Origin of the sequence: Marinimicrobium sp. LS-A18 (assembly GCF_000463525.1) — a bacterium.
Lineage (GTDB): Bacteria > Pseudomonadota > Gammaproteobacteria > Pseudomonadales > Cellvibrionaceae > Marinimicrobium > Marinimicrobium koreense.
On the sequence record NZ_AWEP01000006.1, the window covers coordinates 362,484 to 374,680 of the forward strand.

The 12,197-nt window shown below is 53.5% G+C and carries 7 protein-coding genes; 3 read left to right on the forward strand and 4 right to left on the reverse strand.

Annotated elements, in window-relative coordinates; all coding sequences use genetic code 11:
* The first annotated feature begins 26 nt into the window (after positions 1-26).
* Together N645_RS0112915 and N645_RS17550 are read left to right on the forward strand one after the other, a co-directional pair.
* Positions 27-5,135 (forward strand): kelch repeat-containing protein, encoded by a 5,109-nt coding sequence (locus N645_RS0112915; protein WP_024461935.1) that lies wholly within the window; start codon positions 27-29, stop codon positions 5,133-5,135.
* Between the two features lie 76 nt (positions 5,136-5,211).
* Positions 5,212-6,186 (forward strand): glycosyltransferase family 2 protein, encoded by a 975-nt coding sequence (locus N645_RS17550; RefSeq protein ID WP_024461936.1) that lies wholly within the window; start codon positions 5,212-5,214, stop codon positions 6,184-6,186.
* Between the two features lie 14 nt (positions 6,187-6,200).
* On the opposite strand, the gene N645_RS0112925 is transcribed toward N645_RS17550, so the two are convergent.
* Positions 6,201-7,079, reverse strand: a complete 879-nt coding sequence (locus N645_RS0112925) for a beta-1,6-N-acetylglucosaminyltransferase (protein WP_024461937.1) — start codon at positions 7,077-7,079, stop codon at positions 6,201-6,203.
* A gap of 165 nt (positions 7,080-7,244) precedes the next feature.
* Between N645_RS0112925 and N645_RS0112930 the strand changes: the two genes are divergently transcribed.
* The gene (locus tag N645_RS0112930) at positions 7,245-8,777 is read left to right on the forward strand and encodes an oligosaccharide flippase family protein (protein WP_024461938.1); all 1,533 of its coding nucleotides are present in this window, start codon (positions 7,245-7,247) and stop codon (positions 8,775-8,777) included.
* On the opposite strand, the gene N645_RS17555 is transcribed toward N645_RS0112930, so the two are convergent.
* The 3 genes from N645_RS17555 to prsR all read right to left on the reverse strand — a co-directional run bounded on the left by N645_RS17555 (position 8,774) and on the right by prsR (position 12,122).
* Positions 8,774-9,646, reverse strand: a complete 873-nt coding sequence (locus tag N645_RS17555) for a glycosyltransferase family 2 protein (protein WP_024461939.1) — start codon at positions 9,644-9,646, stop codon at positions 8,774-8,776. The genes N645_RS0112930 and N645_RS17555 overlap by 4 nt on opposite strands.
* A gap of 7 nt (positions 9,647-9,653) precedes the next feature.
* The gene (locus N645_RS0112940; protein WP_081666130.1) at positions 9,654-10,667 is read right to left on the reverse strand and encodes a GNAT family N-acetyltransferase; all 1,014 of its coding nucleotides are present in this window, start codon (positions 10,665-10,667) and stop codon (positions 9,654-9,656) included.
* 78 nt (positions 10,668-10,745) lie between these two features.
* Positions 10,746-12,122: a PEP-CTERM-box response regulator transcription factor gene (gene prsR / locus N645_RS0112945; protein ID WP_024461941.1), complete on the reverse strand. Its 1,377-nt coding sequence runs from the start codon at positions 12,120-12,122 to the stop codon at positions 10,746-10,748.
* Positions 12,123-12,197 lie beyond the last annotated feature (75 nt).

Consider the following 12,197-nt stretch of genomic DNA (forward strand, 5'->3'; position numbering starts at 1 on the left):
GGATTATTTCAATAGGCGCCCCCGAAATGCTACTCTTTGAATCTGAATCGGTATTCTCCCAAAATACGCTGAAATCTGCGGTGATTGCTGTGGTTTTCGGTTTACTAGTCTCAGTGCCGACGTGGGCTTTAGATATCGTCAAGTCCCCCGGGCCGGATCGAGCGGGGGCAACGTTATTGGACGGTGAGGTTGTTCGTGGCGACCTCTACGCCTTTATTGATACGAACTCGGGAATCAAGCGGGTGCGGTTCTACGTAGATGGGACGTTGGTCCAGACGGAGGGGGTGGCGCCATGGGACCTGGCGGGCACTGAGGCTAACAATAATGTTAAACCGTACAATACGCTACAGCTCTCCGACGGAGCCCATGATATCAGTGCGGCGGTAACACTGACTGACAACTCGGTCATTAATGTCAGCGCGCAAGTTCAGGTGGATAACCAGGGCGCGGTCCTGGAGCCTGATCCTGCGTCCTATTCTGAAAAGCTTTACAGTCCTGCTGCGGTTAGCTGGCCTTTGACGGTGGGTATATCCGACGGGAGCGCCACGTCGGTGTCGCTCGTTTCCGATCAGCCGTGGCTGACCTTTGAAAATAGCTCTGGTTCGGCCCCCTTCTCAAGCAATGTGCTGATTGATACGAGTAGCCTCTCTTTCGGCGTTAACACCGGCACTGTCACGGTTTCCGCCGATGGGGTCGACACCGTGACCATCCCCGTAGAGGTGGAGCTTGTTCAGGGAAGTGGTGCTTATCAGGTGCTGGTATCTGGCAGCGCGAACCGGTCCTCCGCGAGTGCGTTGTCCGGCCAGGCGTTGGACGGCAACGCCTTTATATTTACAAGTCCGGACGCGGGCGTTAAATCCGTGGCGTTCTTCTTGAACAACCCGACCCACTCAGGTAGCGCGACTAAAATTGAGGGTGTGGCTCCGTTTGATTTCGCCGGAACGGCAACCAATGGCACGGCCTTGCCATACGATACCAGTCTACTGCCTCCCGGCAATCACTCTATATCAACCCGGTTGACATTGACTGATGGGACCGTCGAGTATGCTTCGGGCGAGTTTACTGTGGGTGGTGAGGGTTTCTATTTCCAACCGGATGCTCTGAATTTTATGGTGGTTGAACCCGAGCTAGGCGACACGGAAAGCCTGGTCATTGATCATCCCATGGGGGCGAATGAGATTTATACCATCAGTTCCACAGCGGACTGGTTGACTATCAGCCCAGACATGGAGGTGGCGCCGTCCACTCACACAGTCAGTGTCGATGTTACAGGGCTCGAGCCGGGTAACTATCAGGCGCAGTTGGTTGTGGAGGGCTCGACTACCGAGACTATTCCTGTGACGCTGAGCTACCAGGATCTGGCCTCGAATACATACGGCTTGCAGGTTAGTACGTCCAGCAGCCGATCAGGGTCGGTAGACCTTGGCGGTGCAGAGCTTTCCGGAAACGTCTACATCCACCTCCAGCCTGAGCAGGGGGTGAGTAAGGTTGATTTTTACCTGAATGCATCGTCGTCCGGTACGCCCACCAAGGTTGAGCTTGCCCCGCCCTACGACTTTGTCGGAACCGCTTCATCCGGAGCGGCTCTGGCCCTCGATACCAACACCCTGCCTGACGGAGAGCATCTGATAACCACGGTGGTTCACAAGTCCGATGGTGGGCAGGACATGTTTGTGACCGATTTTACGGTCAAGAATACCCTTGATCCGGCATTTACCCTGTCACCGAGTGAGATTGTCGCCAGTGCGTTTGCCAGCGATGGCACTATCAATGAGATCCTGTATCTGGGATTGAACGCCTCGGCCGACGGCTCAAGCCCGAATTATGTTGCCACAACCGATGTGTCCTGGTTGTCGGTGGAGCCGGCATCAGGCGTCGCCCCCGATGCCCTGACGGTGACTCTGAATCCAGCGGGCTTGCCGGGCGGCACTTACGAGGGGCAGGTCACGGTCAGCAGTAGCCAGTTGCCGGATATCAGTATCCCCGTGTCGCTGACGGTTTTGGATGGTCTGCCGTTGCTGGTTGCCAATCCGGCTTCAATCAGCTTGACCGTGCCTCCTGAATCTGGAATTCACACTACGTCTTTTGAGCTGACAGCCAGTGATGATTCCTTTGCGAATTATCAGGATTCCAGCAGCGCAACCTGGTTAACGCTGGAAGGAACCTCAGGGACAACGCCTGAAACCGTGACCTTGAAAGTGGACTCCGCCGGCTTGGCACTGGGGCTGCACCAGGCAGAGCTGACATTGACCGCAGGCGGCTATGCTCCGACCAAGGTGACAGTGACGGTTGAAGTTACAGATGCGAACGTCTGTAGTCCGGTTGACTGTAGCGAGATTCGTGTCGAACTACCTTATGTACTGGAGTTTGATGAAGACCGGGGCGGTGTTGAAGACATATACAATGGGGGCACCGGTTTCACCTACGTACTGCCTTCCAGCAAAATCAACGCTTACTTGCCTGAGAATATGGAGCTCGATACTTTCGGTGGCGTGCTGGACATAACATCCTCCAGTGGCATTCTTCACTTGGACGTCAATAATCAGGCCAATCCAGTGGGTGTAGGCTTCCCGGGGCCCAACCAGATTACCAAAATCAGTACCCAGATCAACGCGCCAAGCCCGGGTACTGGTAAGTACGAGCAGGCAGGCCTCTGGTTCGGCTATGACGAGGATAACTACGTCAAGTTGGTGCAGAACTCGTTCCCGGGTAATCCAGTGGTCGAGTTCGCCTATGAGAAAGATGGCGTGGCCGTCAAGTCGTCGTCGGGTGTGGTGGGCAACCTGAGCAATGGGCGGCTGGACCTCGAGCTGATTGCCAATCCCAGCACGAGGACGGTCACGGCGTACTACTCAGTCAATGGTGGCTTCCGGAACGAGCTGGATACCTTCAATGTAGAGACCGAATTCTTCAGCTTTGATGCTGCGGGTATCGATCCGGTGATTGGCACCCGAAGCTTTACTGGCATAATGACGACTCACCGTCACGGCGCCTCTCCGATCACATATGAATTTGAGCGGTTTGCCGTCGAAGCGACCGAATCGGAGGTTGCTGAAACTACCTTTGATTTTGTGCGTAAGTCGCATGATATCGACTTCCCGACCAGCATGGTTTGGGCCCCGGATGGCAAGCTGTATGTCACCGAGCTGTTTGGTACCATTCACGCCCTGACCTATGACGATGATCTGAATGTTGTCTCTGATGAGATCATTACCAGCCTGGTGGATACGCTCGGTCCGCGTCTGACTCTGGGGATCACCCTTTATGACGATGACCCAACGGATGATAGTAGTTACTCGCTGTGGGTCGCGTCTTCCAGTCCTTCCGTCAACAGCGGCGTAGTGAACTCAAGCACGGTGACACGGTTGTCAGGTACCAATTTCGAAGTGGTCGAGCAGGTTATTACCGGCTTGCCTCGTGCGATCGCCAACCATGCGATTAACAGCCTGCACTTCGGGGCTGATGACAAGCTCTATATCGCTGTTGGCGGCAATACGGGTGCGGGATCACCGGTGATTGAGCCAACGGAGTTTGGGGACCGAGCCGAGCAGCCACTGTCAGCTGCCATCGTGGTTGCTGATGTGTTCGCCGCAGGTTTTGATGGAAGTTGTTCTAATGAGCAGGATATGTATGGGCCCGCTCCATGCGATGTGGTGACCTATGCAACTGGCTTGCGCAACACCTATGACTTTGTATTCCATTCAAATGCGCAGATGTACGCGACCGATAATGGTCTGGGTGTCACGGGGGCGTTCCCGGATTCTCCAACGCCAGACTGCAGCGGTCTGTCTGATGCGACCCCGGTAGAGGAAGGGGGTAACAATCCGGGGCCACAGTCTGACGCATTGTATCGGGTTCAACAGGGTGCATATTATGGCCACCCGAACCCCTCACGAGACGAGTGTGTGTTCGGAGACGGCTCTTATCAGGGCGTGGCCCCCCTGCCGAACTACGAGCCCCGCATCGGGGACCTGGGTATGAACGCGTCCGCAAACGGCATCATCGAGTTTCGCTCAGGACGGGCATGCGGCAAGCTCGAGACCAATTTGATGGCCGTGCGTTACTCGCTGGGTGATGATATCGTCCGCGTTCAGCTGTCAGAAGATGGAATGAGTGTCGAGTCCCAGGAAATACTGGTCTCCGGGTTTAATGATCCATTGACGTTGTCCGAGCATAATGGAGACCTTTTCGTTGGCGAGTTTGGCTCAGGAAAGGTGACGGCCTTGAGGATAGAGCCGGTTGCCTGCTGGTCAAACGGGCAGGCGATGCCGGAGCAAATACTGGATGCGGGTAGTGTCGTCTACGATGGTGATCTATACAGTGTAGCGGGCAAACTGTCTTCTGGTCCTATCAATTCTCTGTATCTCTACAATCCTGTGGTTGATCAGTGGAGCTACGTCACAGAGAAACCGGGAGCCGCCGTTGAGAACCCGGCAGTGACTACCGATGGCACCTATCTGTATGTGGCGGGTGGGTCTACAGGACCGTTCTCCGGAGCAGTTGCGGAGTTCTGGCGCTATGACCCGTGGACTAACAATTGGTCGCAGTTGCCGGATATGCCTATTGCGCTCGGAGGCATACAGGCGAAGTATCTCAATGGCCAGATCCTGGTTGCGGGCGGAATGAATGGTCAGGGTGCCTCCGTCAACTCCCTGTTGATCTATGACGTTGCTTCCGGCAGTTGGTCCAGCGGCCCGAACATGGTGCAGCAACGGGACAACGCTGGTACGGCCGTGGTGGATGGCAAACTCTATGTGATGTCTGGCCGCTACCGTCTATCAGGTGGCGACACGATCAGCGAAGGGCTGCCCTCCATGGAGGTATATGATCCGCAAACCATGAGCTGGACCATGAGCTCCATGCCGAGGGGTCGGCGGGCGTTTGCGGTAGGGGAAATAGATGGTAAGCTTCAGGTTGTTGGTGGAGAAAGTAACCCCGGTGCGCCAGGAGACCTTTACCACGAAGTCGATGTGTATGACCCGATAACGGGTGAATGGTCTCAGTTGGATGACGCACCTGCTCCGAGACATGGCCCCGGATTCGGAACCATCGACAACCGTCTGATTGTTACCGGTGGGGGAGGTGCCGCAGGCTCGTCCTTCACCAATACCACTCAAGTCCTCACGCTCGACTGACGGTAGAGAAGTAGCTTTAAACCGGTGCGGATACTCCGCACCGGGTTGTTTCACAAGGGAGTTGATTAAAGGCGCCATGCCCAAAGCATCTGTCATTATCCCCGCTTACAATACAGCGGGGTACATAGAACAAACTCTGGATTCTATTCTCGCCCAGTCCTACTCTGATTTTGAGATTATCATCATTGATGATGGTTCGACAGACGGGACCGCTGACAAAGTCAAAGCGTATAGCGATTCAAGAATCAGGTACTACTATCAGGCCAACAGCGGAAGACCCTCAGGCCCGAGAAATAAGGCAATCAACCTGGCTCAGGGCGAGGTCATTTTCATTTTTGATTCTGATGATGTGATGTTACCCAACAAGATAAAAGCCAGCATGGAGGCTTTGGACGCCGCCCCAGAGGCGGGTATGGTATTTACGGGCTTCTGTTGTGTCGGCGAAGATAATGCCGTCATAAACCCCAGTTTCCTTGGTAATTACCACACGCTCAACAACCTTCCGAAGTCGGCCGTAATGCGTGATGCCTGGTTAATTCGATCTTCCGAGGCTGCCGCTGGCCTGGCCTATTCAAATTTTGTAGGCACATCGGGTGTCGCCATCCGTCGCCGTGTGTTTGATAAGGTGGGTTTCTTCGATACGGATGTCAGAAATGCCGATGATAAGCTGATGTGGTCGGCGATCGCCGACCATTATGACTTTATCTATATTCCGACGGTGTACCACCAGTACCGGGTTAGGCAGGGCAGCATATCATTGCGTAATATTGCGGAAAGGGCTGACGGCATTATAACGGTACTTCGCAAGATGAAAGAGTACGATTTGCCACGCCACTGCTATAAAGAGCTGGACCGGCAGATTTCCAGAAAGTACTTCGAGCAGGGCTATGATTATTTCCGGAGATACGAATTTTTACGGGCCAGAGAGTCATTCAAAAAATCTTTCTCGATTCGCCCAGGGAAAGACTCCTTGTGGTACGGATTGCTTTCGTTATTGCCCATCGCAATGGTTAAAAAGCTGAAACATTGCAAAAGTGCCATTCGGGTCTGATGGAGTCGAACTTCTTAGGTTAAGGCCTCAACCAGCTCAATACTGTTATCGTTGAATTTTCGTGCAAAAAGCATCGGTCCGGAGCCGAAGGCGTCGTGCCCCTCGTTGATAATGCAGGATGTCAAAGTGGGAAGATGATCAACTGTCAGAACTTCGGGGCTGGCGGCGTTGTTTCGCCAGTCTGTATAGGTCAGATTCCTGGTAATGTGCTTTTGGAACGGCGAGTTTCCCAGGATCGTATGGAACAGCATTTCATCCGGGTAGTGCGTATTCCTGAAGTACTTGTAGAGTGTCGGGTTTCGTTCAATGACGTCGGCAATGTGCTGGCAGGCCTCACGCGTCAACGCCCACCAGGTTGAGCCACCATAGGGTGTGAAGGAGCCGAGTGCCTCTGCGTAAGTCCGGGTTTGAGGCGCAAGCCCGGCTTTGGCAAGAAGCTTGAAAGTCACCCGGTGAATGAGAGATCCACCTTCGTGAATTTTATAACGGGTCAGACGCCTCAATGGCTTTCCGGCCTCCTCATCGGGCATCCGGGTAATATTGATGTATTCCCTGTTGCCATTCTGAGTAAAAAATTCGACGATTTGATCAATGGGTTTTACCGGATAGTCGGCGCCACTTAATAGCACCAGGCGATCGAAGTGAAGCGGGTGCTGGACCGCCTGTTCGATTAACGCTAGTATGGCCATTATCATCGAAAAGTCACCCCAGTAAACTTTATACCGGTTATTACTCAAGCTCACACTGGGAGCGTCCCGGAATGTCGCGGGAAGGATTGTTGACTTCTTGTCGATGTGTAGAAAACAATGCGTATTCTGATGTGAAAGGGCACTGATCAGACGGCCCAAATGGTTTGGGTTGTTATGCGCAAGAATTAGAAAAGCAACTCTCATTATGAAATCCGTTGTCGGTGGTATTGCAGTTCTGCCCAAGTGGACGCTAGATTCGCTATTTAAAGTTAACTTGAGTGTAACCCGAACGTGCGGTAAGGCGAAAGAGCCCGCTTTCCTCCATCTTCATCTTTATCCAGAGTGACCAGCTCCCTGTAAGAGTCATCTATGTCGGTAGCCAGAACATTGCTTGCGGGATCGATTACCCGTGTAACGCAAACCGTGATCAGCATGCTTGTGGCATTTTTCATGATGCCCTTTCTGGTCGGGGAGCTTGGGGATCACTGGTATGGTGTCTGGACGGTCATCGGTAGCCTTGCCGCGGCGTATCACCTGTTCGATATGGGGATGGCGGGAGCGATCACTCGCTATGTCAGTTACGCCCTTGGCCAGAATGATGATCATGACGCCAACAGGGTGATCAATACCTCCCTCTCTGTCTATGTGGGGATTGCGCTGGTGCTCACCTTGGTCAGCGCATTGGCGGCCTGGCTCGCGCCACAGTTTCTGTCAGAGGGCACCGAGAACGTTGAAATCATTCAGTGGGTGATGCTGATTGTCGGGGTGTCGGTCGCGCTGGAGTTCCCTTTCAATGCACTGGCTGGTGTCGCCAGTGCCAAACTGCGCTTTCATCAGGTGGCGCTGGCCCGTATTGTGACTACACTGCTTGGCGCGGGCTTCACGGTTTACGCTGTCAAGCAAGGTTACGGCATCGTGGGAATCGCGGTGGTGAGTTTTCTGACAGCACGACTCTCCAACCTCATGTATTTTCTGATCTGTAGGTCAGCTTTTCCGGAGTTGAGGTTTGGGCGTAAATGGTTTTCCGGCAGTAAGCTGAAAGAGCTGTTTGGCTATAGTTTTTGGGCGTTTATTATCGCCATTGCTTACCAAATGAGAAACAATGTTGATAACTTTGTGGTCGCAGGTGCGCTGTCGGCAGCTATGGTAACGCACTATTACATCGGCGCTCGATTGGTGGAGTTTCTGGGGATGATGCTCAGTCAGGCCACCAATATGTTTGTTCCGATATTCACCCAGTATTTTTCCCGAGATGATCAGTCGGAACTTCGGGAGAAATTGATTTTTGTCACGCGAATCAATTTTTTTATTGCATTAATCTGTGCCGGAGGGCTGACCATACTGGGCGATGCCTTTATACGCAGCTGGATGGGTGACGGATACCGTGACGCCTACTGGGTCATGGTCATTCTTTTGATCGGTCGTATGATCGGGTTTGCGAACCATCCGTTAAACTCTGCTTTATACGCAGCGAACAGACACCATATAATTGCAAAAATTGATGTCATTGAAGTGATAGTCAATCTGGTGTTGAGTCTTATCCTGGTTCAATACCTGGGTTTGATTGGGGTGGCTCTGGGAACCATGATACCTTTGGTGTTCTTCCGGATTATTTTTCTACCGCTGTATGGCTGCCGTGCTATTGGCATATCAATGCTGGATTACTATCGAAGTTTCGTTCGTCCAGCGTTGGTAGTAATGCCGCTTTTGATAGCGTTCTACGCACTTATGCAATGGACTTCCACGCCCAACTCGCTTCCTTTGATATTGATCGTCGGCATGTTGGGAGGAGGCCTGATCGCGGCGCTGGGTGTCCGGGCCAGCTTCCCTGTCCATGAGCGTAAGATGCTGGGAAAACTTATCCCTCTACCAGGTCTCAGGCGACTGTTCATCGGAGTCTAACCGAGGTCGATGAGGCCTTTGGCTAACTGAGGAAGGTCTTTCCATGAGCCGCTTTTCAGTGCATTTTTGAGGTACCGCTTATAGCGGCTTCTGACGTCAATCGAGAGCGCGCGGCGTCGTTTAGGGTCGGCCTCAATAGCTTTGAGCTTGGCCCGACTGATAAAATAGTACTTGGACATTTTCAGTTGGTTAGAGGACATGTTGCTTCCGTGCATGCGTCGCTTGAACAGGACGTCAGTGGTGACGACGATTGGCCAACGGCTTGCCACTCGGTAATTCAAATGAAAGTCTTCACAGGAGAAGAGGCTCTCACAGAATCCGTCCAACTCACGGACGCTCGTGGTTTGGAACAGTGGCGAGCTGGCAATGGTAAAGTTTTCTTCCAGAAGAATATCGGCGGCCTGCCCAGCATCGAACCGGTGGCAATGGCCGCCAGATTGATTGATCACATTAAGTAGGGCAGTGCATGTCGAGAAGTGATCATCTCCGTTTGAAGTGCCGCCGAAGTTCTGGTAATTGCCTATAACCGCTGCGGCGTCCGGGTACTTTTCGAACAGACCAACCTGTTTCTCGATTTTGTCGTTGGTCAGGATGTCGTCACCATCCAGAAATGAAACAAAACGTCCTTTTGCGGCTTTCAGCCCCGTGTTGCGGGGTACTGAGCAGTTGCCACTGTTTGCCTGACTGATGACCTGTATCCTGGGCTCGTACGCTTTGGCAATGTTCAGAGTCTGATCGCGGGAGCCGTCGTCTACCAGTAGGACCTCAATATTCGAATAGGTTTGTGACAGTGCGCTGTCAATCGCTTCCCGGATATGACGCTCTTCGTTGTAGGCAATGATTACGATGGTCACTAAAGGATTGGTCATGATGAGTTCACTTCCCGGTTGAAAACAGGCTGTTCAATGTCCTGAGGGTGGCAATTGAAGGTTTTTGCAGGATAACCGTCTGCAGTCGGTGTTTTTTGTTGGCTATGTGACGCTTATAATCGGTATGCTTTCCTTGGCCAGCGAGGCAATCATACCGTTGTCCACTTTTGACTGCTTCTTCAATTCCGTAACCCAGATGCAGTGCACCAAGTGACAGTCCTGTAGTTCCAGAAGTCACATAGCCCGACTGAAGGTTATAGCGCGTTCCTTTCCAGATGATATCAAAGAGAACGGAAACAATAACCCCCTCGAGTTTCAATACATCCAGAACGATAGTTCCCCCCTCATCCTCGAGGCTGGCGGTGAACTGCAGCAGGAAGCGAATGGAGTCCGGTGAATAACAGGGTTTGCCCCAGCGTGAGATGTGTAATTGATTCAGAGCATGAATAAACGGCTCTATCCGATCCTGCGGCCAACGCTCCGCCAGAAAGCCACTCTGTGACTCTAGACGTTGGCGTTGGTGAAAGTAGCGGCGTCTCGTACTGCCGCTGAGGCCATCGCAATACGCCTTGAAGCTCGGACTTTCTATGCAATACGCAGGCTCATCTCGTTCAATATAAAGCGGCCATCGGGTAGCTTTGGATAGCGACCGGATTTTCTCGTAGCAGGGGGCTTCAATCAGAATATCCGGAAGGATAAACTGACTCCAACTTAGCGTCGTTAATGCGTTTCTTAAGCCTTCTTCGCCTCCGCACTGCTGCATAAGTTCGTTCATATGGTTGTATTCGGAGCGCGGGGTATGAATGGCGCCTGCTCCCGTCCCCGCCAAGCAGAGCGTTTTAGCGGGAAGCCAGCGCTTTAGCTTGATTGTGGTTCTGTACAGGATCTCCAAAGGATCTCGGCGGCCGCCCAGGTCAATAAGTTCGACACCGGGATGCTTCCCCCAGGTATCAATCCATGCCTGAACCCAGCTTCGGGTTCTGAAGACGCTTGGCATGGGAAGGCAATGACCGTCAGTCATAATAGTCTGGAGTATCAGCCTTGGAGCAAATTATGCGCACGTTGAGGTGCGTAACGCCGATAATCCGCCCCACGGTAGCTATAGGTTAGGTACTGTGTTGCTACCCAACGGAATGTCGTGTTTCTTGATCAAGTCATAAAACGTCGGCCGGGTAATACCCAGAAGCTTGGCGGCGGCCGAGATGTTGTTGTCGGTCATGGCTACCGCCCGGAGTATGGCGTGGCGCTCGGCTTCCTGACGCACCTGGCGCAGGTTGAGCGACAGGTCTTCGCCGTCGGTGACCAGGCCCAGGTCGTCTCGGGTAATGTGTTTGCCGTCGGCCATGATGACCGCGCGTTTGATCTTGTTTTCCATCTCCCGGATGTTGCCGGGCCAGCCGTAACATTCGATGGACTGGACCGCGTCAGGCGTGAAGCCTTTGATCTTCTGATCGTGCTCTTTGGCAAACTTCAGCATAAAGTGCCGTGCCAGTAGCACTTTGTCGCCTTGCCTCGTTCTCAGCGGGGGAATCTCGACCGTCATCTCGCAGATTCGGTAGTACAGGTCTTCACGGAAGCTGCCTTCGTCTACCATCTCCTGCAGGTTTTTGTTGGTCGCACAGATGACCCGGACATCCACCGGAATTTCCTCGCGGCCACCCACACGCTCAATGACCCGTTCCTGCAGAAAGCGCAACAGTTTGGATTGCAGATTGAGCGGCATGTCCCCGATTTCGTCGAGGAACAGGGTGCCTTCGTGGGCAGTTTCGACTTTACCCAGGGTCTGTTTACCGGCGCCGGTAAAGGCGCCTTTCTCGTAGCCAAACAACTCGCTTTCGATCAGGTTTTCCGGCACGGCGGCGCAGTTGATCGCGACAAAGCGCTTGTTACGCCGTGGGCTCAGGTGGTGGATGGCCCGGGCCATGACCTCCTTGCCGGTGCCACTTTCTCCCAGCAGGGTACAGGTGACGTTGGTGGGGGAGATCTTTTCCAGCATGCGGCAGATTTTGAGCATCTGGGGGTCGTTGGTGACCAGGCCTTCCAGTGGGGTTTGCTGGAGGCGGGCCAGGCGGCGGTTTTCTTCCTCCAGCTCAAAAATGTTGAAGGCGCGCTGGACGATCAGGTCCAGCGTCTGCGGGTCCACCGGCTTTTCGTAGTAGTCGTAGGCGCCCATCGCCACTGCGCGGATGGCGTTGTCGTGATCGGTTTTCCCGGTCATGACGATAATCTTGGTGGTGGGGGACATGCGCAGAATGTCCTGAATGCACTTGAAGCCTTCGTCCACACCGTCCTGGTCGGGGGGAAGGCCGAGGTCCTGAATGACCACGGGTGACTCGTGCAGCCTTAGGGCGGCGATGGCATCCTGCCGGTTCTCGGCAAATACCGTTTCGTAATCCTCGAAATGCCAACGCAGCTGGCTCTGCAGGCCTCGGTCGTCCTCGATAATCAACAGGGTGTGCTTGTTGTTTTTACTCATAATGCCTTAGCCTTTTTGCGGAGGTGTGTTCACTCCGTGGGGCCGCTCCCGGCGGTGGGCACCGAACCGGCCATG

What these genes read in the sequence shown, in the direction of transcription:
- N645_RS0112915 (WP_024461935.1), top strand. Translation starts at nt 27, where the DNA reads ATGCTACTCTTTGAATCTGAATCGGTATTCTCCCAAAATACGCTGAAA.
- N645_RS17550 (WP_024461936.1), top strand. Translation starts at nt 5,212, where the DNA reads ATGCCCAAAGCATCTGTCATTATCCCCGCTTACAATACAGCGGGGTAC.
- N645_RS0112925 (WP_024461937.1), bottom strand. Translation starts at nt 7,079, where the DNA reads ATGAGAGTTGCTTTTCTAATTCTTGCGCATAACAACCCAAACCATTTG.
- N645_RS0112930 (WP_024461938.1), top strand. Translation starts at nt 7,245, where the DNA reads ATGTCGGTAGCCAGAACATTGCTTGCGGGATCGATTACCCGTGTAACG.
- N645_RS17555 (WP_024461939.1), bottom strand. Translation starts at nt 9,646, where the DNA reads ATGACCAATCCTTTAGTGACCATCGTAATCATTGCCTACAACGAAGAG.
- N645_RS0112940 (WP_081666130.1), bottom strand. Translation starts at nt 10,667, where the DNA reads ATGACTGACGGTCATTGCCTTCCCATGCCAAGCGTCTTCAGAACCCGA.
- prsR (WP_024461941.1), bottom strand. Translation starts at nt 12,122, where the DNA reads ATGAGTAAAAACAACAAGCACACCCTGTTGATTATCGAGGACGACCGA.